The organism is Pseudomonas sp. NPDC088885 (assembly GCF_044750025.1).
Taxonomy (GTDB): domain Bacteria; phylum Pseudomonadota; class Gammaproteobacteria; order Pseudomonadales; family Pseudomonadaceae; genus Aquipseudomonas; species Aquipseudomonas rustica.
Window position 1 is genome coordinate 1 of sequence record NZ_JBIVJB010000010.1, and the last position, 24,958, is coordinate 24,958.

Annotated in this window: 22 protein-coding genes; 12 read left to right on the forward strand and 10 right to left on the reverse strand. The window is 59.5% G+C overall.

Annotation, left to right across the window (positions count from 1 at the left end; translation table 11 throughout):
* Positions 1 to 181 precede the first annotated feature (181 nt).
* Positions 182 to 1,798 carry a murein L,D-transpeptidase gene (locus tag ACIP1X_RS07725; RefSeq protein WP_400750832.1) on the reverse strand — a complete coding sequence of 539 codons (1,617 nt, stop codon included), beginning with the start codon at positions 1,796 to 1,798 and terminating at the stop codon, positions 182 to 184.
* A gap of 150 nt (positions 1,799 to 1,948) precedes the next feature.
* Here ACIP1X_RS07725 and ACIP1X_RS07730 point away from each other — a divergent pair, with 150 nt between their 5' ends.
* From ACIP1X_RS07730 to ACIP1X_RS07745, 4 genes are all read left to right on the forward strand, one after another.
* A complete protein-coding gene (locus ACIP1X_RS07730; RefSeq protein ID WP_053121034.1) occupies positions 1,949 to 2,662 on the forward strand; it encodes a murein L,D-transpeptidase catalytic domain family protein in 714 nt (237 codons plus the stop codon).
* Positions 2,663 to 2,910: 248 nt separating this feature from the next.
* Entirely contained in the window at positions 2,911 to 3,168 is a 258-nt protein-coding gene (locus tag ACIP1X_RS07735; RefSeq protein WP_053121035.1) for a DUF2790 domain-containing protein, read from the forward strand.
* A gap of 9 nt (positions 3,169 to 3,177) precedes the next feature.
* On the forward strand, positions 3,178 to 3,849 hold the full coding sequence (locus tag ACIP1X_RS07740; protein WP_159812423.1) for a heavy metal response regulator transcription factor: 672 nt from the start codon (positions 3,178 to 3,180) through the stop codon (positions 3,847 to 3,849).
* A complete protein-coding gene (locus ACIP1X_RS07745; protein WP_159812424.1) occupies positions 3,846 to 5,252 on the forward strand; it encodes a heavy metal sensor histidine kinase in 1,407 nt (468 codons plus the stop codon). Before ACIP1X_RS07740 ends, ACIP1X_RS07745 begins: the two co-directional genes overlap by 4 nt.
* Here ACIP1X_RS07745 and ACIP1X_RS07750 read toward each other — a convergent pair.
* Positions 5,249 to 6,715, reverse strand: coding sequence for an MFS transporter (locus tag ACIP1X_RS07750; RefSeq protein WP_400750837.1), 1,467 nt, complete (start codon positions 6,713 to 6,715; stop codon positions 5,249 to 5,251). The two genes, ACIP1X_RS07745 and ACIP1X_RS07750, sit on opposite strands and share 4 nt — an antisense overlap.
* 103 nt (positions 6,716 to 6,818) lie before the next feature.
* On the opposite strand from ACIP1X_RS07750, the gene ACIP1X_RS07755 reads away from it, so the two are divergent.
* Positions 6,819 to 7,706 carry a LysR family transcriptional regulator gene (locus tag ACIP1X_RS07755; RefSeq protein ID WP_400750840.1) on the forward strand — a complete coding sequence of 296 codons (888 nt, stop codon included), beginning with the start codon at positions 6,819 to 6,821 and terminating at the stop codon, positions 7,704 to 7,706.
* On the opposite strand, the gene ACIP1X_RS07760 is transcribed toward ACIP1X_RS07755, so the two are convergent.
* On the reverse strand, positions 7,703 to 8,323 hold the full coding sequence (locus tag ACIP1X_RS07760; protein WP_053121048.1) for a cell wall hydrolase: 621 nt from the start codon (positions 8,321 to 8,323) through the stop codon (positions 7,703 to 7,705). The two genes, ACIP1X_RS07755 and ACIP1X_RS07760, sit on opposite strands and share 4 nt — an antisense overlap.
* 208 nt (positions 8,324 to 8,531) lie before the next feature.
* On the opposite strand from ACIP1X_RS07760, the gene ACIP1X_RS07765 reads away from it, so the two are divergent.
* Positions 8,532 to 9,374 (forward strand): CAP domain-containing protein, encoded by an 843-nt coding sequence (locus ACIP1X_RS07765; RefSeq protein ID WP_400750996.1) that lies wholly within the window; start codon positions 8,532 to 8,534, stop codon positions 9,372 to 9,374.
* A 569-nt stretch (positions 9,375 to 9,943) separates the two neighbouring features.
* On the opposite strand, the gene ACIP1X_RS07770 is transcribed toward ACIP1X_RS07765, so the two are convergent.
* A complete protein-coding gene (locus ACIP1X_RS07770; protein WP_400750843.1) occupies positions 9,944 to 10,402 on the reverse strand; it encodes an REP-associated tyrosine transposase in 459 nt (152 codons plus the stop codon).
* 502 nt (positions 10,403 to 10,904) lie between these two features.
* Here ACIP1X_RS07770 and ACIP1X_RS07775 point away from each other — a divergent pair.
* The 4 genes from ACIP1X_RS07775 to ACIP1X_RS07790 all read left to right on the forward strand — a co-directional run bounded on the left by ACIP1X_RS07775 (position 10,905) and on the right by ACIP1X_RS07790 (position 16,376).
* Positions 10,905 to 11,801, forward strand: coding sequence for a bestrophin family protein (locus tag ACIP1X_RS07775; protein ID WP_400750845.1), 897 nt, complete (start codon positions 10,905 to 10,907; stop codon positions 11,799 to 11,801).
* A gap of 340 nt (positions 11,802 to 12,141) precedes the next feature.
* Positions 12,142 to 13,038, forward strand: coding sequence for a LysR family transcriptional regulator (locus tag ACIP1X_RS07780; protein WP_400750848.1), 897 nt, complete (start codon positions 12,142 to 12,144; stop codon positions 13,036 to 13,038).
* Between the two features lie 544 nt (positions 13,039 to 13,582).
* Positions 13,583 to 14,947, forward strand: a complete 1,365-nt coding sequence (locus ACIP1X_RS07785; RefSeq protein WP_400750851.1) for a glutamine synthetase family protein — start codon at positions 13,583 to 13,585, stop codon at positions 14,945 to 14,947.
* Between the two features lie 145 nt (positions 14,948 to 15,092).
* Positions 15,093 to 16,376, forward strand: a complete 1,284-nt coding sequence (locus ACIP1X_RS07790) for an NAD(P)/FAD-dependent oxidoreductase (RefSeq protein WP_400750852.1) — start codon at positions 15,093 to 15,095, stop codon at positions 16,374 to 16,376.
* A 104-nt stretch (positions 16,377 to 16,480) separates the two neighbouring features.
* Here the strand turns inward: ACIP1X_RS07790 and ACIP1X_RS07795 are convergent, their stop codons facing one another.
* The gene (locus tag ACIP1X_RS07795; protein ID WP_400750855.1) at positions 16,481 to 17,266 is read right to left on the reverse strand and encodes a DeoR/GlpR family DNA-binding transcription regulator; all 786 of its coding nucleotides are present in this window, start codon (positions 17,264 to 17,266) and stop codon (positions 16,481 to 16,483) included.
* A gap of 428 nt (positions 17,267 to 17,694) precedes the next feature.
* Positions 17,695 to 18,114 carry an HD domain-containing protein gene (locus ACIP1X_RS07800; protein WP_400750857.1) on the reverse strand — a complete coding sequence of 140 codons (420 nt, stop codon included), beginning with the start codon at positions 18,112 to 18,114 and terminating at the stop codon, positions 17,695 to 17,697.
* Between the two features lie 166 nt (positions 18,115 to 18,280).
* Here ACIP1X_RS07800 and ACIP1X_RS07805 point away from each other — a divergent pair, with 166 nt between their 5' ends.
* On the forward strand, positions 18,281 to 18,712 hold the full coding sequence (locus ACIP1X_RS07805) for a hypothetical protein (RefSeq protein WP_400750860.1): 432 nt from the start codon (positions 18,281 to 18,283) through the stop codon (positions 18,710 to 18,712).
* Positions 18,713 to 19,027: 315 nt separating this feature from the next.
* Positions 19,028 to 19,315, forward strand: a complete 288-nt coding sequence (locus ACIP1X_RS07810; protein ID WP_400750863.1) for a fructose-bisphosphate aldolase — start codon at positions 19,028 to 19,030, stop codon at positions 19,313 to 19,315.
* A 59-nt stretch (positions 19,316 to 19,374) separates the two neighbouring features.
* On the opposite strand, the gene ACIP1X_RS07815 is transcribed toward ACIP1X_RS07810, so the two are convergent.
* The 4 genes from ACIP1X_RS07815 to ACIP1X_RS07830 form a co-directional block, all read right to left on the reverse strand.
* The gene (locus ACIP1X_RS07815) at positions 19,375 to 19,923 is read right to left on the reverse strand and encodes a cupin domain-containing protein (protein WP_053121083.1); all 549 of its coding nucleotides are present in this window, start codon (positions 19,921 to 19,923) and stop codon (positions 19,375 to 19,377) included.
* Between the two features lie 372 nt (positions 19,924 to 20,295).
* Positions 20,296 to 21,579, reverse strand: coding sequence for an FAD-binding oxidoreductase (locus ACIP1X_RS07820; protein WP_053121085.1), 1,284 nt, complete (start codon positions 21,577 to 21,579; stop codon positions 20,296 to 20,298).
* Between the two features lie 53 nt (positions 21,580 to 21,632).
* Complete coding sequence (locus tag ACIP1X_RS07825; protein WP_400750866.1) at positions 21,633 to 23,123, reverse strand: aldehyde dehydrogenase; 1,491 nt, start codon at positions 23,121 to 23,123, stop codon at positions 21,633 to 21,635.
* A gap of 247 nt (positions 23,124 to 23,370) precedes the next feature.
* Positions 23,371 to 24,747, reverse strand: a complete 1,377-nt coding sequence (locus ACIP1X_RS07830; protein ID WP_400750869.1) for a glutamine synthetase family protein — start codon at positions 24,745 to 24,747, stop codon at positions 23,371 to 23,373.
* Between the last annotated feature and the right edge of the window lie 211 nt (positions 24,748 to 24,958).

A 24,958-nucleotide genomic window follows, 5' to 3' on the forward strand; every position in this document is an offset into this window, starting at 1 on the left:
TGCTTTAAGCACCCCGGGCATTCAGCTTGCCAACCATCCCTCTCATCCCGATTCTAACTCCTACGCAAGACACAAGCGGGCTTGCTCGCGAAGGCGGTGTGTCAGCCACATCAGTGCAATGTGTGCCGACGCCTTCGCGAGCAAGCCCGCTCCCACAGGGGATTGGGGGATGGCTGGGGAGTCAATGTGCGCGGTCGAGGCCGGCGAGCAAGGCGCTGTCGCGGCTGTAGATGTCCGGCGCGTAGCGCACGTGGCCGTCGCTGCCGACTTGCGCCGTCCAGTAGGTCATCAGGATCGGTACCGGTGCAGACAGACGAAATTCGTGAGTCGTCCCGGTCGCCAACAGCGTTTCGGTACGGGCCTTTTCCGCCGGGCTCAGCAACAAATCGCGCAGCTGCATCGGGTGCTCGACCCGCACGCAACCCGAGCTGAACGCACGCGGCCCCTTGTCGAACAGCGCCTTGCTCGGCGTGTCATGCAAGTACACCGAGAACGGATTGGGGAAGCGAATGACCATCTGCCCCAGCGGATTGCGCGGGCCGGCGTCCTGACGCAAAAGGATGTTGCCGGGATTGTCCCAGTCGACATCCGCCGCGGCCAAAGGCTGGCCGTTGGCATCGAGCACTTGCAAATTCTGGCGGCTGAGGAAAGTCTGATCCTTGCGGATCGCCGGCAGTTTGTCTTCTTTCCAGATGGTCGGCGGCACCGTCCAGGTCGGGTTGAGGGTCAGGCGCGTGACGCGAGATTTCAGCAGCGGTGTCTGCCGCTCGGCGCGTCCGACCTGGGTACGGGTCTGCCACACCGGTTGGCCGCCCTGATACAGGGTTAATTCGGCAGCGGCGACGTTGACCAGCAACCCGTCGGGCTCCATGTCCTGCGCCATCCAGCGGAAACGTTCGAGGTTGACCCGCAGCTGCTCGCGCCGCGTCAGCGGGCTGATATTGAGTTCAGCAATCGTTCCCGGCCCGACCACGCCGTCGGCCTGCAACGAATGATTGGCCTGAAAACTTTTCACCGCCTCGACCAGCACACCCTCGTAAGCGTTGCCCGGCGTGCTGCCGGCGTGGGCCAGATAGCCTTCGCTGTACAGACGCTGAGCCAGTTCCGGAACGCGTTTGTCTTCCATGTCCGGACGCAGCAACGGCCCATTACCGACCGATTGCCACTGCGGCAAGGCCTTGAGACGTTGTGCGGCGTAGAGGTGACGCAGGCTCTGATATTGCGCGAGGTGTGGACGCGCGCGATCGAAGGCGCCCGGAATGTCCTGCATGCCCGGCACGGCAATCGCCAACAATTCCGCCTGACGGTCACGCGGGGTGTCATCGGCATGCCACAGCGGCTCGAAGTGCGACTGCAACAGGCTGCCGTAATGCAGATCCTGCAGGGCTTGCAGGTAGTAGCGGCTGATGTCGATGTCGGCGCAGAGTTCGCCATCTTGCGGAGGAATGCTCGCTACTGGGTAGCGTTTTGGATTCAGGCCATCGTCGGCCAACAGCGGCAATTGCGCTTGTAAAGCCTGCAAACGTCCGGATTCACTGGCCCACACTGGCATCCAGTCCTGCTGTTCATAGAACGCCTGCAACTGGGTCAACGCCGCCACGCTCAGACGCGAAGCAATCGCCGGACAGGCCTGCGGCAGACTGATCAAAACAGCCTGCAACGGACTCTGCGGTTCGACCGGCAACTCGGCCGGTGGCGTCGGCAGCGTCTGCAAGGGCGGCAGCGGCTCATCGGCACAAGCGACAAACGGCGCAGCGAGCAAACAAATGCTCAAGTAGCATGCGTACTTTTTGAACAACTGCTTTACTCCAATCCATGGCCGTCCAGATGACGGTCAACCTTACAACAGGTGTGCTGAACAGTCAGGCTCGATCTTCGGGCGTGGCGGTTATGACTGGGAGTCAGGAGCCAAAGTGCCAAATGAGTAGCAAGTGAGGACACTTTATAAATGTTGACGTTTTTGCGCCGACTTCTGCTGTCCACCGCGACCCTTGTCGCTGTGACCAGTCCAGTTTTTGCCGCCGGCAAACCATCGCCGGTTCTCTACAACAGCCTCGCCCACGCCGCGCCAGAACTCAATCCCCAGGCGCTGAAAGGTGCATTAAGCGCCATGCAATGCGCGGTCAACAATGGGGCGAAGCCGTCCCGCCATCTGGCCGTCATCGATTATTCGCAACCGTCCACAGAACGCCGCTTGTGGATTTTCGACCTGAGCAAACAGAAGTTGGTTCTACGCGATTTGGTGGCGCACGGTTCCAACTCCGGCGAAAACTTTGCCACGCAGTTTTCCAACCGTGAAGGCAGTTATCAATCCAGCCTCGGCCTGTTCCGCACGCAGGAAAGTTACAGCGGCGCCCACGGTTATTCGTTGCGCATGGACGGTCTGGAACCGGGCTTCAATGACATGGCCCGCGATCGCGCAATCGTCATTCACGCCGCCAGTTATGTGAATCCATTGTGGAGCAAGAAACAGGGACGCATCGGCCGCAGCCAGGGTTGCCCGGCGGTTCGGCCGCAGATTGCCAAGCAAGTGATTGATCGATTGAAGGATGGCCAGTTCATGTTTTCCTGGTACCCGGATCAGCGCTGGCTGAAATCCTCGCCGTACCTCAACTGCCAACCGCAGCAGGTGGCGAGCATCCTCAGCACCCACGCCAGTTAACAAAGCACCACAAAACTCTGTGGGAGCGGGCTTGCTCGCGAATGCGGTGGGACAATCAACCTATCTGGTGACTGACCCACCGTATTCGCGAGCAAGCCCGCTCCCACAATTCTGATTTGCGTCAGGCACAGACCTTCGTTTCATTACAACTTTGTCATTCAGCTGTCGGTTTGCCGTGCGGATCGCTCGGTAGCCTGATGTTGTCCCGGCGCTAACGCCGATCAACACCAACCACTGAGTGACTGACCATGAAAACCCTCCTGCTCGCCCTCACCACCCTCCTCGCCACCGGTTCCGTGTTCGCCGCGAACATGCCCGACACCGCCGTCATCCATGACAAATCCGCCTTCTACGTCAATCTGGATGTCGACAAAGTCCTCTCCAGCACCGATATTTCTCAGGCCTGCGGTGTGGTTCCGGCGCAACTCAACTACCTCGACCATCAGGGCCGCGAACATGTGCTGAACTATGACGTGCAAGGCAGCGGCTGCATCAATGACCATTGAGAGTGATCGATGAATATTCTGGTTGTCGAAGACGAACCCAAGGCCGGCAATTACCTGCTCAACGGTTTGCAGGAACTCGGCTACAGCGTAAGCCTGGCGCGCAACGGCGCCGACGGTTTGCACCTGGCGCTGGAACACAGCTTCGACGTGATCGTGCTCGATGTAATGATGCCGAAAATGGATGGCTGGGAAGTCCTGCGCCGACTGCGCAAGGAGGCCGACACGCCGGTGCTGTTCCTGACTGCCCGCGACGACATCGCCGACCGCGTCAAAGGCCTCGAACTGGGCGCGGACGATTACCTGATCAAACCGTTTTCCTTCGCCGAACTGGTGGCGCGCTTGCGCACTCTGACCCGGCGCGGGCCGATTCATGAAGACGAACAACTGCAAGTCGCCGACCTGCAAATCGACGTGCTCAAACGCCGTGTGAGTCGCGGCGGAGTGCGCATCACCCTGACCAATAAAGAGTTCGCCTTGCTGCAACTGTTCGCCACGCACACCGGGCAAGTGCTCGCCCGTTCGCTGATCGCGTCGCGGGTGTGGGACATGAATTTCGACAGCGACACCAACGTGGTCGACGTCGCCGTACGCCGCTTACGGGCGAAAATCGATGACCCGTTCCAGCTCAAGCTGATCCACAGCGTGCGCGGCATCGGCTACCGTTTCGACACACAGCCATGAGCGCGAAACGGGCTTATTCCCTGACCCTGCGCCTGGCGCTGGTGTTCGCCCTGCTCGCCTTCGCGTCGCTGGCCGGGCTCGGCGCGGCGCTGTACAGCGAGCTGGAAGAACAGCTGATTCGCCGCGACGACATCTCGCTGGTCAGCCGCGTCGACCAGTTGCGCACCTTCCTTAACGACAGCAACACCCTCGAGCTGATCAAGAACAAACCGGCGCTGTTCCAGAACATGCTCGGCAACCGCGAGGCACTGCTGACCATCGGCGCGCCGGGTGAACCGCCATTGCTGGTGGTCAATCCGGGCAACCTGACCACGCCGACATTGCCAGCGGTGCCGATCAATCACACGATGACGCTGAACGATGTACAGCATCTGCCGAACGTTAACGGCGTACCGTTTTCGGCGGTGGCGGCTGAGATCGACTCTGGTGAACTGGGCAATCTGCAAGTCACAACCGGACGCCTGATGAGCGAACGCACGGCGATGCTCGCCAATTATCGTTTGAGCGTTTATGGCCTGGCGACGTTGGCGGCGCTGCTGCTCGCAGTGATCGGCTGTTTGCTGGTCTATCGCGGTTTGCTGCCGTTACGCCGATTGGCCAGGCACGCTCATGGCATCGGTGTCGGCAATCTCGGCGAACGCCTCGACAGCCAGGGCGCACCACGAGAATTGCTGCCGATGATCGATGCGTTCAACGCCATGCTCGATCGCCTCGCCAAAGGTTTTGCGCAGTTGAGTCAGGTGTCCACCGACATGGCTCACGAACTGCGTACGCCGATCAATAACCTGCTCGGCGAAACCCAGGTCGCCCTGCATCAGAACCGCAGCATCGAAGCCTATCAGCAGTTGCTCGCCTCCAATGTCGAAGAGCTGGAACGGCTGACGCGGATGCTCGACAACATGCTGTTTCTTGCGCGCACTGATCCGGCGAGTGCGCTGAGCCAGCGTCAGGAGCTCGATGCGGCGGACGAGATGCAGCGCATTGCTGATTATTTTGAAGGGTTGGCGGCGGACGTTGGCGTGTGCATTGAAGCGCGTGGCAGCGGTGTGATCTGGGCCGAGCCGATGTTGCTGCGGCGGGCGCTGGCGAACCTTTGCGCGAATGCGATCAAGTACGGTGCGGCGGATTCGACAGTGCAGGTTGAAGCGATCGCTGAGCCTGAGGGCAGTTATCTGCGGGTGCGCAACCACGGCGCGACCATTGCGCCTGAGCATCTGGCGCGGTTGTTTGAGCGCTTTTATCGCGTGGATCAATCGCGCGAGCGTTCGGCACAATCGAATGGTTTGGGCCTGTCGATTGTTGCGACGATCATGCAGTTGCATCAAGGCCGGTACAGCGCCAGCAGTGCTGATGGCGTGACCTGCTTCGAACTGTTCTTCCCTGCTCGCCAAACCCGAGACTAACGATCACCGCCATTCCCCTGTGGGAGCGGGCTTGCTCGCGAAGGCGGCGTGTCAGTCAGCACAGTGTTGCCTGATTCACCGCTTTCGCGAGCAAGCCCGCTCCCACAGTTGAACTGCGTTCGGCTTATGATCAATGCAATGAACGCTATTGCCGTGGCGACCGCAAAGGTGATGTGTAAACCACTGGCGATTGCAGTCGCCGGCGCCTCCGTCGGATCCCCCGCCGCCAGTGCAAACACCGCGCCCATCACCGCCGCCCCGGTGATCAAGCCCAGATTACGCGCCAGCCCCAACAGCGCCGAGACTACCCCGCGCTGATCCTGACTCACGCCGGCCATCAACCCGGTGTTATTGGCTGCCTGAAACAGCGCATAACTAATGGCAACCATCGCAATCGGCAACACGTACGCAAACACGCCAAGGCTCATCGGCAACGACGCCAACAATCCACAACCACAAGCCAATCCCAGCAACGCACCCGGCACGATCCGGCGAGCGCCAAAGCGATCCACCAGACGCCCGGCCGGCACACCGCCAAACGCCGACAACATCGGTCCGACCGACAACACCAGTCCAACCATGGTGCTGCTCAAACCCAAACCCCGGCTCAAGTAAAACGGCCCAACCACCAATGTGGTCATCATCACGGTAGTCACCAATAACGTCAGCAAGAGGCTGCTGCTCAATCGCCGGTCGGCAAACAGCGACAAGCGAATAAGCGGCGCCTTCACCCTCATCTCGATAAAAACAAACAGCCCCGCACCGCACGCGCTGACCAGCAATAACGGCAGGGCCAGACCTGTCAGCGTCATCGCCAGCGCATAAGCCGCCAGCGTCAACACCAACACCCCGGTGCCGAAATAATCAAAGGCAACCCGTGTGCTGATCGCTCGATCTGCCGGCAGATAGCGGAACACCAACCACGCATTGAGCAAACCCAGCGGTACGTTGAGCAGAAAAATCGAATGCCAGCCGAGATGCGCCATCAACAATCCGCCCAGCGACGGCCCGAGGGTGGTGCCGGTCGCTGACATGGTCGCCAACAAACCCATCGCACTGCCCGCCCGTGACTTCGGCACCGCATCGGCCACCAACGCGACCGTCAAGGCAAACATGATCGCCGCGCCAACGCCTTGCACCGCTCGCGCGCCGATCAACCAACCCAGTCCCGGTGCCAACGCACAACACAACGAGGCAGCGGTGAAAATGCCGATGCCGATCAACAGTAATCGGCGCCGACCGATGCCGTCGCCCAGTCGCCCGACGCTGACAATCAGCGTGGTGACTGTCAGCAGGTAAGCCAGAACGATCCACTGCACCTGTTGGAACGTCGCATCAAACGCCGCCGCCAGCATCGGTAAGCCGGCATTGGCAATGCTGGTGTCCAGCGACGGCATCAACATCGACAGGGCCAGACTGGTCAGCGCCCAGCGGGCTGATGTGTTCAGGGGTTCTCGGGGCATCGTGCGTTCACTTGGCAGAGGTGATGCTGCATAGCCTGAGCCTCGACAATACAAGGCACAAGACGCATGCTTTGCACTCGATACCTGCATGGAACGCCATGTCATGTCCGCACCCGATCTGAACCTGTTGATCACCCTCGACGTGCTGCTGCGTGAAGGCAGCGTCGCCCGCGCGGCCAAGTGCCTGCGATTGAGTCCTTCGGCGATGAGTCGCGCCCTGGCCCGTCTGCGCGAGACCACCGGCGATCCGCTGCTGGTGCGGGCAGGTCGCGGTCTGGTGCCGACGCCGCGTGCATTGCAATTACGCGAACGTGTCAGTCATCTGGTGCAGGAAGCCGAGGCGGTTTTGCGCCCTGCCGAGGTTCTCGACCCGAGCCGCTTGCAACGCACCTTTACCCTGCGCAACACCGACGGTTTTGTCGAAACCTTCGCCGCCGCCCTGCTCGCACGCATCGCTGAAGAAGCGCCCGGCGTGCGCCTGCGCTTTGTGCAGAAGGCCGACAAGGACAGCACGCCGCTGCGCGAGGGCCGCGTCGATCTTGAAACCGGCGTGATCGACGACAGCACCGACCCGACGCTGCACAGCCGCATTCTGTTTCAGGATCACTGGATCGGTGTGGTGCGTGAGGGGCATCCCTTGAGTTCAGGGAAAGTCAGCAGCAAGCGTTTTGCCGGTGGCGAGCACATTCTGATTTCCCGACGCGGGCGCAGCAGCGGCCCGGTAGACGAAGCGCTGCTCGCACTCGGGCTGACGCGGGACATCGTCACCTCGTTCGGCGGTTTTTCCGCGGCGCTGACGCTGGTGCGCGAATCGGATTTGATCGCCACTGTCCCGGAGCGCCACACCAGCAAACTGCGCAGCGGCCTGCACAGTTTCGCCCTGCCCTTCGAGATGCCGCCGATCAGCGTGTCCATGCTTTGGCATCCGCGCATGGACGCTGATCCGGCACACCGCTGGTTGCGCGATTGTGTGCGTCAGGTCTGCGCCTAACGCGCGTCGCCACCGGCCGGTTTATAGAAGAGGAATTTTTTCGTTTCGGCGGTTTTGCGGTACTCCTTGGCCCAGCTTGGATGGACGTTGCGGTCGTGGAAGTACAGCGCGCCGCGGGTGCGATCCGGGAGCTGACGGTTGAGCGCTTTGCCGGCGATTTCCTTGGCCAGCGCGTATTCGGAGTCCTCCTTGACCTGATCGGCCTTGCCATCGCACCACCAGGAAAACTGGCAGCTCTTGGTTTCCGAACCCTGCTTGACCACCGCGCACACGGTGTCAGGAAAGCCTTCGTGGCCGAGACGATTCATCACCACGCTGGCCACCGCTTCCATTTCCGGGGTGTCCTTGCCCTTGGCTTCCCAGTAGATACTGCGCGCCAGGCAGGTCAGCGGATCATCCAGCGGTGCAGCGCCGGCTGGGTCGACCGCTTGCGCTTCGGTCGGGGTAATCGCTTCGGCTTTCGGCGCCGGTGCGCTGCTGACTTTGTCCGCCGCTTTCTCCTCCAGCACCTGCGCTTTCTCTTCAGCCTTCGCCTTGATCGGGGCCTGATCGGTGGCCCATGCGGAGCCCGCCAACAGGATGCAGACCATACAGCCAGCCAAGCCTTTCAATCCCATGTCAGTTCTTCCGGCAGCGCCCGCTAAGGGCAACGTGTTGCGTGGGTGAGACGCCCGGCTCCCGGGGTCTTCGGTGAGTGTAGACGGCAAAACGCCAGACAAAGTTGCGCAGAAAAAACCGCCGAATGAAGAAAAAGACATTGCACCCACCGGGGGCCTTTCGCGCATCATGGGCGCATTCAGCTCAAGGGAGATTTCCATGCGCTTCATGCCATTCGTTTTGCGTTGTGCCGCGTTGTCCGCCGGCGTTGTGTTGGCCATCCCGGCGCTGGCCAGCGATGAATCGCAACTGATCGAGTCGATCAACAGCTACCGCAGCCAGCCGCAACGCTGCGGTTCGCAAGCCTCCAATGAGCTGCCGCCGCTGTCGGCCGATCCCCGCTTGCGCCTGCCGGCCAGTGGCGCGGTGGATTTGCAGCAAGCCATGGCCAGCGCCAGTTACCCGATGGTCAATGTGCAGGCGATCACGCTGAATGGCCCGCGCGATGCGGCGTCGGCGATGCAGGCGATTCAGGAGAGTTTTTGTCAGGTGGTGCTCGATCCGCAGTTCGTCGATGTCGGCGTCAGCCGCGCCGATCGCGATTGGCGCATCGTGCTGGCGCGACCGCTGTTGTCGGCCAAACTCAGCGATGCGCAAAGTGAAGGGCAAAAACTGCTGGAGCAACTCAACGTCGCCCGCAGTCAGCCGCGTCAGTGCGGTGGTCAGGCCTTCGCCGCTGCCGCACCGTTGGCCTGGAACGCTGCGCTGGGCACGATCTCTCAGGATCACAGCCGCGACATGGCCAACAACAATTATTTCGACCACAAGGATCGCGACGGCCGCACCCCCGGCGACCGCGCTGAACTGGCCGGTTACAGCGGTCAACTGGTCGGCGAAAACATCGCCGCCGGCCAAGACACCGTGCGCAAAGTCGTCGACGGCTGGATCGCCAGCCCCGGCCACTGCGCCAACCTGATGAACCCACAATACAAAGAACTCGGCGCCGCCTACGCCACCGACCCGAAAAGCAGCGCAGGCATCTACTGGACCGCCATGTTCGGCGCGCAATAACCTGAATCTAAAACCTCCACAGATCCAATGTGGGAGTGGGCTTGCTCACGAAGAGGTCGGCACATTCAGGATTGATGTCGACTGACCTGACCTCTTCGCGAGCAAGCCCGCTCCCACAGGGCCTGAGGTGTTCGGAAGATTTTGGGCATGACCGAGATCTAATGTGGGAGTGGGCTTGCTCACGAAGAGGTCGGCACATTCAGGATTGATGTCGACTGAACCGGCGCCTTCGCGAGCAAGCCCGCTCCCACAGGAGGCCTGATGTGTTCGGAAGATTTTGGGCATGACCGAGATCTAATGTGGGAGTGGGCTTGCTCACGAAGGGGTCGACACATTCAGCATTGATGTCGACTGAACCGGCGCCTTCGCGATCAAGCCCGCTCCCACAGGGCCTGAGGTGTTCGGAAGATTTTGGGCATGACCGGGATCTAATGTGGGAGTGGGCTTGCTCACGAAGGGGTCGGCACATTCAGCATTGATGTCGACTGAACCGGCGCCTTCGCGAGCAAGCCCGCTCCCACAGTGGATTGTCGGTGGTGGGAGGATTTGGGCATGGCCGAAATCAGAGGTCATACCCAAACAGCATCCCACAATGGGTAATCTCCCAGTTTTTCCACCAGCCCTGCCCGCAATGGGTTGGCAACCACATATCGAGCCAGTTTTACCAAGTCCTCCTCCTTACGCAGCGCATGGTCATGAAAGCCCTGTTGCCAGAGGCTGCCTGTTCGGCCAGTCGCCTTGTTGATCGATCGAGTACTCAGGGATTTTGCTTCACACATCAGTTGGCCGAGTGATCCTTTCTGCAGTTGGATCAACCAATGAAAGTGATCTGGCATAACTACCCACGCCAACGATTCGGCAAAGCCCTCCTCCTGTGCTTTTCTGAATTGATGAACGACCAGTCTGCCGAGCCTGTAGTCCTTGAAAATCGGTTCCCTGTCCAAAGTGTTAGCGGTTAGAAGATTGATGCGATTTTCTTCGCAATAACGGCCGGTTCTGAGTCGATGGGACGAAAAACGTTCGGGCATTCCTTTGCCTTAATCATGATTGAGTTCAAAAAAAGGCTAGTTCAGCACGGGTCGTGATGGAGCCATGTTTATTGGCAAGATGTGTCTGTGCACCGGATCAAAGGTGGGAGTGGGCTTGCTCACGAAGGAGCCGGCACATTCAACATTGATGTCGGCTGACTTGACGCCTTCGCGAGCAGGCTCGCTCCCACAGGGGGGGCTGAGGTGTTTGGATGATTTTGGGCATGACAGAGATCAGAGGTGGGAGTGGGCTTGCTCACGAAGAGGTCGGCGCATTCAACATTGATGTCGACTGATCGGACGCCTTCGCGAGCAAGCTCTGCTCCTACAGGGGTTTCAAGGGTCATCAATTTGATCAATCGTGCGGTCATTCAAACTGATTGGACGCGCCTTTCTGCCGCTCTTACTCTGCGCCGCCATTGCAGCCAACTAGACTCATCGGCGTGGCGCTGCACAACCGGTTGATCCGCCACGCCCCCATGCATAACCAGGGCAGAACAGCATGATCGTCCGACCCAAGATTCATCCCATTGCCATCCTGTTCACCCTCAAGGGTTCGATCGCCAAACGCATCGCCTTGCGCGCGCTGATGATCACGCTGTTGGCGTCGGCCATTGTGCTGGTGGAAATCCTCCATCCGAGCTATTTCGCCAGTGTCAGCGCGACGCCGTTTACGCTGCTCGGTTTGTCGCTGTCGATCTTCATGAGTTTTCGCAACAACGCCTGTTATGACCGCTGGTACGAAGCGCGCAAGGCGTGGGGCGAGGTGATCGTGCACATTCGCTCGATCATTCGTGAAACCCACGTCATCCGTGACTCCGCCGAGCGCAAACCGTTGCTGCTCAACCTGTGTGGCTTCGCCCATGCGCTGAACGCCCGGTTACGTAAAGAAAGCGAAACGGATGCCAGCAGCCAATGGGTCATGCCCAAGCCTGATCCGCAGACGCCCGATTACAGCGGACGAATTCTGCAAACGGTCGGCCAGCAGTGCTCTGATCTGCATGAAAGCGGTGGGCTGACGGAGTGGCGCTACATGCTGCTCGCCAATCACCTGACCAGCCTGACCCAAGCGCAGGCGGTGTGCGACCGGATCAAAACCACGCCGCTGCCGTTTCCCTACACGCTGTTGCTGCATCGCACGATTTATCTGTTCTGCATCCTGTTGCCCTTCGCCATGGCCGAACCGTTGGGCTGGTTGACGCCACTGTTCACAGCGATTGTCAGCTACACGTTTTTCGGCCTCGATGCGATTGCCGATGAGCTGGAAGATCCGTTTGGCCGCGATGAAAACGACCTGCCCACGGATGCGCTGGTGCGCACGCTGGAGCGCGATATTCTCTGGGAACTCGGCGCAGAAATGCCGCCCGCGCTTAAGCCTGTGGACTATGTCTTGAGCTGACCCAATCCCCCAAACTTCCCAATATAGATGAGCACCACAAAACCCTTGTAGGAGTGAGCCTGCTCGCGAAAGCGGATTGCCAGCCAACATCGTTGTCGCCTGACTTGCCGCGATCGCGAGCAGGCTCACTCCTACAGTTGTGTTTTTTGCAGGGCTTTGAAGAGTTTGCTGTCCGCCAGACGCTGCGCATCGGCCACTTTGCCGGCGGTCGATAAGCCTTTAAACACTTCCGATTGGACGAATATGCCCTCAAATGAGATCGTCGCGCCCTGCACCTTTGGTGCGCGGTACGCATCTGCGTCAATACTCCACCCAGAAATCCCATCGAGCAGGTGCCGTCGTGGACATCAAACAACTCAAATTCCTGATCGCACTGGACGAAACCCGTCACTTCGGTCAGGCCGCCGCCCGCTGCCACATCACTCAGCCGACCCTGTCGATGCGCCTGCGCAATCTCGAAGAGGAGCTGGATCTGGTGCTGGTCAACCGTGGTCAGCGCTTTGAGGGGTTCACCGAGGCTGGCGAGCGCGTACTGGCCTGGGCCCGCACGTTGCTGGCGGCGCATGATGGTTTGTTCGCCGAAGCGGCGGCCTGTCGCGGGCAACTGGTCGGCAGTTTGCGCCTGGGTCTGGTGCCGCTGAGCAGCTTCAATCCGGTCGATTATATTCAGGGATTGTCGGGGTCTTATCCCGAGTTGAAGTTCAGCCTGTCCTCGCTCAGCTCCGACGAGATCATCGCCAGTCTGGGCAACAATCAGCTGGACTTGGGCGTGTGCTATCTCGATCACGTCAATCCGGCCTATTTCGAGTTTTTCGAGATCGGTCAAACCCGCGTCGGATTGCTCTACGACAACCGGCATTTCCAGTTCGAAGGCACTCAGATGAGTTGGGAAGAAGCCGCGCAATTGCCGCTGGGCATGATCACCACCGGCATGCATTACCGCAAATCCATCGACCTGAGTTTTCGCAGTCGCGGCTTGAGCCCGCAGCCGATCATGGAGAGTGATTCGACCTATCAGTTGTTACAGGCGATTCACCAGGGTTTCTGCTGCGCAATCATGCCGCTGGACAGCGGAATGGAGGAGCCGATTGAACATCTGTCGTTCATGACCCTGCCGGACGCCAGTGTGCTCGCACCGTTGGGGATGGTGATGCGCAAGACCGAACCGCGCTCGGCGATTGCTGAAAAGTGTTTTGCTGAAGCGCGGAAGATGCTTGAGCAAGAGTCGCCGCACTGACAAAGATTGAATGCAAAACTTGTGGTGAGGGGATTTATCCCCGCTGGGTTGCGCAGCAGCCCCAAAAAATCTGGGCCTGCTTCGCAGTCCAACGGGGATAAATCCCCTCGCCACAGATTCTCCTTGCGACTTGAGTGTTCAAGATATTTCACATTGATCGTTTACACGCCCGCGGATTCCCCCTTACTATCCGGGCACACCGGTCGACGGGGCAGCCCCGTCTCCGACGTTTTCCGCCAACGGAAACACGCGTTATGAGTACGTATCTACAACAACTAAAATCGTTGAACGTCTCCGCTGTGTGCGCCCTCTGTCATAGGGGCCGCGCATGAATCGTATCGTCAATCTCCCCATGGCCCTGCGCCGTTCCAAGTTGCGTCACTCCGCACGCCCGCCGGATGTCTGCGTTTCTGCCTGATCACGTCTGAAAAACGTGTAGGCCTTTTCTCTTTCGATATCCCTGCCAGGACACCTGGGCTTTCGCCCATTACCGTCTCTTGGCCCGAATCTGCGCGCCTGTGCGGCGCAACTCTGAGTGATTGCCATGAAATTCGCAGCGATTGAAGACGCACGCCTGTTCCTCGACCAAAACCCTGATATCGACATGATCGAGCTGTTCATTCTCGACGCCAACGGAGTGCCGCGCGGCAAGCTGTTGCACCGTGAAGAACTGCTCGCGGTGTACGAAAGTGGTCGGCCGCTGCCAAGCACCATCCTCGGTCTGACCGTGCAAGGTGAAGACGTTGAAAACTCCGGTCTGGTCTGGGACGTCGGCGATATCGACTGCCGTGCCTATCCGTTGGAAGGCAGTCTGGTGCGCCTGCCATGGCGGCAAATTCCGACCGCCGCCGTGCAAGTCAGCATGCACCCGAAGGAAGGCATGCCAGCGAGCATCGCCGACCCGCGTCACCTGCTGATCAAGGTTATCGACGGCCTCAAAGCCGAGGGTTATCACCCGGTGATGGCCTGCGAGCTGGAGTTCTATCTGCTCGACGCCAAACGCGATCACAACGGTCGTCCGCAACCGGCACTGGATGCCGACGGTGGGCGACCGCGACACACACAGGTCTACGGTTTACGTGAGCTGGAACAGATCGAACCGTTCCTCGCCGACCTCTACAGCGCCTGCAAACTGCACGGCATTCCGGCGCGCACGGCGATCTCCGAATATGCGCCGGGTCAGGTGGAAATCACCCTCGAACACGGCGACGCGCTGGAAGCGATGGATCAAGCGGTGCGCTACAAGCGTCTGGTCAAAGCGGTCGCACACAAGCACGGCATGCAAGCGACGTTCATGGCCAAGCCGTTCGATAACTTGGCCGGCACCGGCATGCACATGCACGTGAGTCTGGCGGATGCCGAGGGGCGCAATCTGTTCGCTTCCGAAGACCCGGCCGGCACGCCGCTGCTGCGCACGGCGATTGGCGGCATGCTCGCGTCGTTGCTCGACACGCTGTTGATGTTCTGCCCGAACGCCAACTCGTACCGCCGCTTTCAGGCCAATAGTTACGCGCCGTTGGCGCCGACCTGGGGCGTCGACAACCGCACGGTCAGCCTGCGCGTACCGGGTGGCCCGGCCAATACCCGACACATCGAACACCGCATTTGCGGCGCCGATGCCAACCCGTATCTGGCAGCGGCGGCGATCCTTGCCGGCATTCATCGCGGCATTAGCGAAAACCTTGATCCGGGCGCACCGGTTGAAGGCAACGGTTATGCGCAGGCGAAGGAATTGCTGCCGACTGATTGGCTGACGTCGCTGCAGGCACTGGAAAAATCGGCGTGGGCGCGGGATGCCTTGGGGCAGGAATTTCTTGGGGTGTATCTGGCGGTGAAGCGTGCCGAGTATCGGCAGTTCATGGCTGAAGTGGGTGAGCAGGATTGGCGTTGGTACCTGACCGAAGCTTAAACCCTCACCCATAACCCTGTAGGAGTGAGCCTGCTCGCGATAGCGACCTGTCAGTTAACAATGATTTGCCTGACACACCGCTTTCGCGAGCAGGCTCACTCCTACAAGGGATCGCGTACCGACCTTGAAATTTGTGGACACTGACATGACCGAACGCTGCAATTCCTATTACACCGCCACCCTCAACCAGGACACCGATTACCCGACCCTGCAAGGTCGGCACACGGTCGATGTGGTGATCATCGGTGGTGGTTTCACTGGCGTTGCCACCGCCGTCGAGCTCGCCGAAAAAGGCCTCAAAGTCGCCATCGTCGAGAGCAACAAAATCGGCTGGGGCGCCACCGGACGTAACGGCGGGCAAGTCACCGGCAGCCTCTCCGGCGACGGTGCGATGCGCAAACAGATGCGCGCGAAACTCGGCGATGACGTCGACGATTTCATATGGCACCTGCGTTGGCGCGGACACGAAATCATCAAGCAACGCGTGGCGAAATACGCCATTCAGTGCGACCTCAAACACGGTCATCTGCACGCAGCCTACAAGCCGAGCCACATGCCCGATTTGCGCAACGACTACGAAGAAGCCGTGCGGCGCGGACTGGGCGATGAAGTCAGCCTGCTCGACCGCAGTCAGGTGCGCGATCTGCTGCAAAGCGACCTCTATCATGGCGCCATCAAGAACACTCGCAACATGCACCTGCACCCGCTGAATCTGTGCATCGGCGAAGCGCGGGCGGCGGAAAGTCTCGGCGCGCTGATCTTCGAAAACAGCGAAGTGCTGGAGATCATTCATGGCGATAAGCCTGGTATAAGAACCGCTCACGGCCAGATCGACGCCAAACAAGTCATGCTCGCCGGTGACGTCTACCACAAACTCGAACCGGGCAAGCTCAAGGGCAAGATCTTCCCGGCCATGGGCGGCATCGTCACCACCGCGCCGCTCGGTGATCTGGCCAAACAGATCAACCCCGAAGACCTCGCGGTCTACGACTGCCGCTTCGTCCTCGACTACTACCGCCTCACCGCCGACGGGCGCTTGCTGTTCGGCGGCGGCGCCAACTACAGCGGCAAGGATTCACGCGACATCGCCGGCGAACTGCGCCCGTGCATCGAGCAAACCTTCCCGGCGCTCAAAGGCGTGCAGATCGACTACCAGTGGAGCTGCGCGATGGGCATCGTCATCAACCGCATCCCGCAACTGGGTAAACTCTCGGACAACGTCTGGTACTGCCAGGGCTACTCCGGGCACGGCATCGCCACTACGCACATCATGGGCGAAATCATGAGCCGCGCGATCACCGGGCAGATGGAGCAGTTCGACACGTTTGCGGCGTGCCAGCACATTCGCGTGCCGATGGGCGATTTGCTCGGGAACCCGATGCTGGCTGCGGGGATGTGGTACTACCAGATGCTCGAAAAGTTGCGTTGACTGTAAGGGCCCTTTCGCGAGCAAGCCCGCTCCCACATTGAAATGCGATTCAAATGTGGGAGCGGGCTTGCTCGCGAATGCGCCATCAGCCCCACCACAAAATCTCAATCAGCCAACTGCTCCACAACAATCCCCAACCGTCGATAATCCTCAACACTCCCCGACGCCAGATGCCGTTCGGTAATCAGCGTATGCAGGCGAGTACAAGGCGCCACCACAAACGGCTCCACCGCGCCCAACTTGTCCGCCGTAGTCACGGCAATCACCCGCGTCGCGCCATCGAGCATCGCCTGCTTCACCGGCACTTCATCAAAATGCAGCGAAGTAATCCCCACCTCCGGATGAATCGCGCACACGCCGGTAATCGCCAGATCCGCCTTGATCCCCGCCAGCAAGCGCAGCGCCTCATGCCCACCCGCCGACATCGTTCGCGGATTCAACGTCCCGCCTGCCAGAATCACTTTCACCCCCTTGAATTCCGCCAGCGCAATCGCCGTCATCGGCGCAGCCGTCACTGCCGTGATCTGGATATCCGCGCGCAGCGATCGGGCGACCTGCAACGTCGTCGAACCGGAATCAAACAGCACAATCTGCCCGTCCTCGACCTGCTGCGCCGCCAGTTGCGCCAGACGGATTTTCACCTCATCGGTCTCATCCAGCCGCGTGAAGTAATCCTTGCCGGAATCTTTCGGACGCGGCAACGCCCCTCCATGAACCCGCTGCACGAGGCCGGCGTTATCCAGCTCGGCGAGGTCGCGGCGGATGGTGTCTTCGGAGACGGCGAAGTGTTGGCTCAACTCGGAGGCCATGACTTTGCCGTCGCGTTCGAGGAGCAGGAGAATTTTTTGCCGGCGCAATGAAGGCAGTTCGGCTGCGGAATGATCGTGCATGGATATGCCTGTTTATGCTTGTAGTTGCAGGTTTCTGCGAGACTAGCGAAACCCTCGAGCAAACACAAACCGGCGGGTATCAATTACTTCGATCATTGCAATCAACAAGGCGAATTTTTTCTTTGCTTTCAGCCTGTTCAGAATGGCCCCACTTCTAAAAGGCTCAGGATGAACACTTCATGAATCTCAATTTTGCGTTTGCATGCATGATCGTTGTGTCGTTTGCGGTGGCTCTCGGTCACGCCTGAACGATGACATCGCACCCGAGCCGCGCACACCTGTGGCGAGGGGATTTATCCCCGCCGGGCTGCGAAGCAGGCCCCAAAACCATCCACCGCGGTATGTCTGAAAAAATCCGATTTCAGGTTTTACGACTGCTGTGCAGCCGAACGGGGATAAATCCCCTCGCCACAGGGGATTCGCTTGGTCTAGCGCAGTCGTCCGATTGCTCGCCGGTATTTCTCGATCCGCTCCAGATCCTCCCAGCTCGGTGAAGCAATCCGCGACAGATCGCTGTTTTCCTCCAGATCCGCCAGTTTCACCACCCGGCCAATCGGGTTTCGCGCCGCACGCTCCACAAAATCCTCATAGGACTCAGCGGGCACTTTGGTCACCGATTCAATCGCCGTCAGCACTTCCTCGCTGAAGCCCTCCTGGCGCAAGTCCTCAAGACTGATATCGCAATCCTCAACCACATCGTGCAGTACCGCGACGATGCGTTCTTCCAGCGTATTCATGCGCAGCATCACTTTCAGCGGATGCAGAATGTACGGCGCACCACCCTTGTCGACCTGCCCGGCGTGGGCCGTGGCGGCGATAGCGATGGCGCGTTCGAGGGTTTGAGTCATGGCAATCTCCGAGATCATTTGCGGCGCTGGCTTAAACAGAGAGTGTCGCAGCCTGTTCAGGCGGTGCAACCAAAAAACCCGATTGAACCTCCTTCCTTTGCGCTATCTCGAAACTGTAAAGCGCCCATTCATCGATCAGAACGGCGCCCTCCCAGAGGAACCCCCGATGAACATTCGATTTCTGCTGCTGATCGCCACCTTCGCCATCATCCCGACCTGCGTCATGGCCGAGGGCTGCGACGTCCAGACCCAATCCTCCAGCGCCTCGGTGCCGGCCATCGAAACCCACAGCTGCTATGAATACGAAGGCATGCCGGTCAACGCCATCGACTGGTCGTGCAGTAACGAGAGCAAAGACATGCTCAGCAGCAATAAAACCAAAGTGCAAAACTGCGCGGATCACTATCAGGCCACGTGCATCGCTACCATCACTCAGGAATCGCTGGCCAATCCGCACTCCACCAGCAAAGACAAAAACGCCAAGGCGCTGAACATCCCTGACAACGCGCAAGTGACCACGTATTACTACGACGTCGAGCATTTGGCCCAGGCGCGGATTGATTGTGAGAATGGCGGCGGGCACTGGAAGGCGAAGTGACTGCGTGTCGAGAGCCTCTTTGAGCGTCTGAAAGAAATGTAGGAAACCACACCTTGTGGTGAGGGGATTTATCCCTGATGGATTGCGAAGCAGCCCCAATGCTGTTTAGGCCGTTTCGCCAATAACAGCGCGATGCCCTGAATGCGTCGACTGCGTCGCCGGGCGAGAGCAAGCTCCCTCGCCACAGGGCGGGCTTGCGTCCTACAGCGCAGCTGTGGCTCAGTTGCGGTGGCAAAAAACGGCGCCTACAGTGCGTCGCCACTCTCTTTGTTTCGACGCAAAGATGTGGCTCTTTTCACTGAGAGATCTTTGCCGATGACGATCAAAAACCCGCTGCGCCACTACGCCTGCATGTCCCACCCTGCCACCGAGAGTCCCGTGCTCCTCATCAACGCCGACGCACCGATCCGCGAGCTGCACGAGTGCATGGCCGAACGCCTCAATGCCGTCCTCAAATACCTGAACCTGGTGGCCTGCACCAGCCTCCCCGACTACGCCGAAAATGACATCAACACCGTGACCAACATCGCCCGGATTCTGGTGCAGGATGTCAGTGATGTGTTTCGGGTGATTGAGCAGCGAGGGTTTGAAACGGCCGCCTGAATACGTGGGCACAAAAAAACCGCATCGCTGCGGTTTTTAGTGTGCCCGGAACGACTGGCTTAGAAATTCGCCGGCGTGTTCGCACTGATGATCTCGGCTTCATCGGCGCCGATATTGCGGAACTTGTGCGGTAACGTGGTGGGAAAGTAGTAACCATCCCCCGCGCCCAAAACGCTCACCTGGCCGTCGACGGTCAACTCGACAGTGCCGCGCGTGACCAGCCCGCACTCCTCGCCTTCGGCGTGCACGATCGGCTCTTCACCGGAACTTGCGCCCGGCGCGTATTGCTCGCGCAGCAAACGCATCTGGCGGCTTGGCACCGAGGCACCGATCAGCAGCAGGCGCAAGCCATGACGGCCGAGATCCGGCTGTTCATTGGCGCGGAAGACGTATTGATGTTCGCGCGGCGGCTGGTCGAAGGTGAAGAAGTCGGCCAGGGACATCGGGATGCCTTCCAGCAGCTTTTTCAGTGAGCTGACGGAGGGGCTGACGCGATTTTGTTCGATCAGGGAAATGGTGGCATTGGTCACGCCGCTACGCCGGGCCAGCTCGCGCTGGGAGAGTTTGTAGCTTTCGCGTACTAGTTTGAGTCGAGAACCCGTATCCATGACAGCCTTATGTGAGAACGACTTAAGGGCGATGGGGGTGGGTGGCGGGTGACGCGCCGAGGGCGCGGATCACGTTGCTCCCGTGTCCCGGAACCGTGAAAGGCGGCTATTAAATCACGTTTGGTGGTGTTGCTCAGCAGGTTCGATGGACGGTGGGGCAAAAGTCCTTCTCGCCTTGGTAACACCATCACTGTGGGAGCGAGCCTGCTCGCGAAAGCGGTGTGTCAGACAACATGGATGTTGGCTGATATGGCCTCTTCGCGAGCAGGCTCGCTCCCACAGTTGCACACCTGGGTGTCAGTGACATCGATGATGTTGTTGCAGGCAAAAAAAACCGGCGGGGTCTTGGCGACCGTCGCCGGGGAGGTAACTTTAGATGCCGAAACGGTCGCGCAGCGAGTAGTACACGGCGCCAAGAGCGGTCAGCGGCGCGGAGAACGTGCGGCCGCCGAGCATTGGCATGTGCGGCAACGAAGCGAACGCATCGAAACGCTCGGCATCGCCACGGATCATTTCCGAGATCAGCTTGCCGGCGAGGTGCGAGCAGGTCACGCCGTGACCGCTGTAGCCTTGCATGTAATAGGCGTTTTTCTCGATGCGACCGAATTGCGGCATACGCGACATGGTCAGCAGGAAGTTGCCAGTCCAGCGGTAATCGATTTTGACGTCTTTGAGCTGCGGGAAGGTCTTTAGAATCTTCGGACGGATCAGTTGTTCGATGTCGTCCGGTTCACGCGCGCCGTAGACCACGCCGCCGCCGTACAACAGACGGTTGTCGGCAGTCAGGCGGTAGTAATCCAACAGATAATTGCAGTCTTCGACGCAATAGTTGTTGGTGATCAGGCTACGCGCCTGCTTTTCAGTCAACGGTTCGGTGACGACGATCTGCGAGCCGCACGGCATGCTTTTCGCGGTCACGCGGTTGTCCAGACCTTGCGGCAGGTAAGCGTTGCCAGCGATCAACAGATACTTGGCGCGCACTTGGCCTTTGGCAGTACGGATAACGTTCGGCTCGCCATATTTGATTTCCACGGCAGCCGACTGCTCGTAGATCTTGCCGCCCAGACGCACGATGGCTGCCGCTTCACCGAGTGCCAGGTTCAACGGATGAACGTGGCCGCCCTGCATGTCGAGCAAGCCGCCAACGTAAGCATCGGAACCGACTTCGCGACGAATCTCAGCCGCGTCGAGCATCTTCAGGTTGTTGTTGCCGTAACGTTCCCAGCCGCGTTTTTGCTCGGCCAGTCCGTTGAGTTGTTTCTTGTTCATCGCTGCGAAGATGCCGCCCGGGCGGTAGTCGCATTTGATGTCGTAGTCCTTGATGCGCGAACGAATGATGTCGGCGCCTTCAAAAATCATGCTGCCGAGGATTTCTGCGGTCTTGTCGCCATAGCGCGCTTCGATCACGTCGACGTCGCGGCTGTAGGAGTTGACCAGTTGGCCGCCGTTACGACCGCTGGCGCCGTAGCCGACTTTCGCCGCTTCGAGCACCGTCACTTTATAGCCGGCTTCGGTCAGGAACAGCGCCGAGGACAGGCCGGTGTAGCCGGCGCCGATAATGCAAACATCGCAGTCCACCGCTTCTTCGAGAATCGGAAAATCGATGACTTCGTTGCGGGTGGCGGCGTAGTAGCTGTTGACGTGTTGCTGTTTCATGTTTGTTCTCCGAAGGTCGCCGATCACTGCCGGCGACCGCCGCGGTAAAAGAGTTAGAGCTTGATCCAGGTCGCTTTCAGCTCGGTGTACTTGTCGAACGCGTGCAGCGATTTATCGCGGCCGTTGCCCGACTGTTTGAAGCCACCGAACGGTGCGGTCATGTCGCCGCCGTCGTACTGGTTGACCCAGACGCTGCCGGCACGCAAGCCGCGCGCGAAGGTGTGCGCCTTGCTCAGGTTGCTGGTCCAGACCCCGGCGGCGAGGCCGAAGATGCTGTCATTGGCGATCTGCAGCGCTTCTTCAACGGTGTCGAAGGTGATCAGCGACAGCACCGGGCCGAAGATTTCTTCCTGAGCGATGGTCATCGCGTTGGTCACGCCGTCGAACAGCGCCGGTTGCACGTACAGGCCACCGGTTTCTTCGAGGGTGCGCTGGCCGCCGGCAATCAGCTCGGCACCCTGCTCACGACCGATGCTGATATAGCGCAGCACGTTGTCGAGTTGACGCTGATCGACCACGGCACCGACGGTGGTGGCTGGATCGAGGGCGTGCCCCGGTTTCCAAGCTTGCAGTGCATCCACCAGCAGCGGAATGAATTGCTCGCGGATCGAACGCTCGACCAGCAGGCGCGAACCGGCGGTGCACACTTCGCCCTGGTTGAACGCAATGGCGCCGGCCGCTGCTTGTGCTGCCGCGCGCAAATCCGGTGCGTCGGCAAACACCACGTTCGGGCTCTTGCCCCCTGCTTCGAGCCAGACGCGTTTCATGTTGCTTTGGCCGGCATAAATCATCAGTTGCTTGGCAATCGCCGTGGAGCCGGTGAAGGCCAGCACGTCGACGTCCATGTGCAACGCCAACGCTTTGCCGACGGTGTGGCCGAAGCCTGGCAGCACGTTGAACACGCCTTTCGGAATGCCGGCATCCAGCGCCAGTTGCGCGATGCGGATCGCCGTCAGTGGCGATTTTTCCGAAGGTTTCAGAATGAACGAGTTGCCCGCCGCCAGTGCCGGGGCGAATTTCCAGCTGGCCATGATCAACGGGAAGTTCCACGGCACGATGGCCGCTACGACGCCCGACGGCTCGCGGGTGATCAGGCCGAGTTGGTCGTGTGGGGTCGCGGCGACTTCGTCGTAAATCTTGTCGATGGCTTCGGCGCTCCAGCGGATCGCGTTAGCGGTCGCCGGGATGTCGATGCTCATCGAATCGCTGATCGGTTTACCCATGTCGAGGGTTTCCAGCAGCGCCAGTTCTTCCTGGTTCTGCAGGATCAGATCGGCGAAGCGGATCAGGATGCGCTTGCGCTCGGCCGGGGCTTTGTGCGCCCACACGCCGGACTCAAAAGACTGGCGCGCGACTTCAACGGCGAGGTTGGCGTCGGCTTCATCGGTGCTGGCCACGGAGGCGAGGAAACGGCCGTCAACAGGGCTCAGGCATTCGAAGGTGTCGCCGCTGATCGCCGGGCGATATTCACCGTTGATGAACGCGCGGGACTCGATGGTCAGAGACTGGAAGCGTTGTTCCCAGTCGTTGCGGGTAGTTGTCATTGTTGTGGCTCGACAAGGGGGAATTGGGGGTGTTGTCTGGCTGCGATGTCTGGCTTGGATGGCTGCCCTCACCCTAGCCCTCTCCCGGAGGTAGAGGGAACCGACCGAAGTGTCTTGGGATCTGCACCGACCTGAACGACCGAGTCGAATATGGATTCGGCAAAAATCGTTCAGGTCGGCGGATTGCCCGAGCATCCCCGAATCAGTCCCCTCTCCCTTTGGGAGAGGGTTAGGGTGAGGGGGTTTTTCAGACCGTATGCAGATACCAGTTGTACTCAAGGTCAGAGATCGAGTTCTCGAACTCGGCCAGTTCGCTTTCCTTGCACGCGACGAAGACGTCGATGTACAGCGGGTCGATGTACTTGGCCATGACTTCGCTGTCGTCCAGCTCGCGCAGTGCGTCGCGCAGGTTGTTCGGCAGGCTCTGTTCGTTCTGCTCGTAGCTGTTGCCTTCAACCGGCGCGCCCGGCTCGATCTTGTTGGTCAGACCGTGGTGAATACCGGCCAGGACAGACGCCATCAGCAAGTACGGGTTGGCGTCGGCGCCAGCAACACGGTGCTCGATGCGGACGGAGTCCGGCGAGCCGGTCGGTACGCGCACGGCCACGGTGCGGTTGTCGATGCCCCAGCTTGGCGAGTTCGGTACGTAGAACTGCGCGCCAAAGCGGCGGTAAGAGTTGACGTTCGGGCAGAGGAACGCCATTTGCGCAGGCAGGGTCTCCAGCACACCGCCGATCGCGTGACGCAGCGCGGCGTTCTGCTCGGGATCCTCGCTGGCGAAAATGTTTTTGCCTTCTTTATCCAGAATCGAAATGTGGACGTGCAGACCATTACCCGCCTGGCCTGGGTACGGCTTGGCCATGAAGGTGGTGTCCATTTCATGGTCGTAGGCGATGTTCTTGATCAGACGCTTGAGCAGTACCGCGTAGTCGCACGCCTTGATCGGATCGGAGACGTGATGCAGGTTGACTTCGAACTGCGCCGGGGCGCTTTCCTTGACGATGGCGTCAGCCGGAATGCCCTGCTCTTTCGCGCCTTCAAGGATGTCTTGCAGGCAGTCGACGTATTCGTCGAGATCGTCGATCAGGTACACCTGAGTCGACACCGGACGCTTGCCGGAGACTGGCGAACGTGGCGATTGTGGACGGCCGTTCACGTTGTCCTGGTCGATCAGATAAAACTCGAGTTCGAACGCGGCGCAGATGGTCAGGCCCATTTCGTCGAACTTGCGCACGACGTTGGCCAACACTTCACGCGGGTCAGCGAAGAACGGCTGGCCTTCCAGTTCGTGCATGGTCATTAACAGTTGTGCGGTCGGGCGCTTTTGCCAAGGCTCGATGCTCAGGGTGCCAGGGATCGGATAGCAGATGCGGTCAGCATCACCGATGTCCAGACCCAGACCGGTGCTTTCCACCGTGGAGCCATTGATGTCGAGGGCGAAAAGCGAGGCCGGCAGGTTGATGCCTTTCTCGTAAACCTTATGAAGACTGGTGCGTTCGATGCGCTTGCCGCGCACCACACCGTTCATATCCGCAATCAGAAGGTCGACGTACAAAACCTCAGGATATTTCTTAAGGAATGCGTTTGCTTCGTTGAGTTGAACGGTACGCAGAGGGACCGACATGATGCACCTATTTAGCTGTTAATTATTATGTTCACTACCGTGTTGCGCAGCCAGTCAATCCGAAAGGCAAAGTGAAGTCAATAGCGAACAGCTGGCCTCCAATGGTTTATTTTTAGGGCTTTTATTAACACTCTCGTGCCAACACAGGCGCCAAAGCCCCTAGATTCATGAAGATTTGATGAACGGCGTTTAGAATTTTTTACATGGCAGT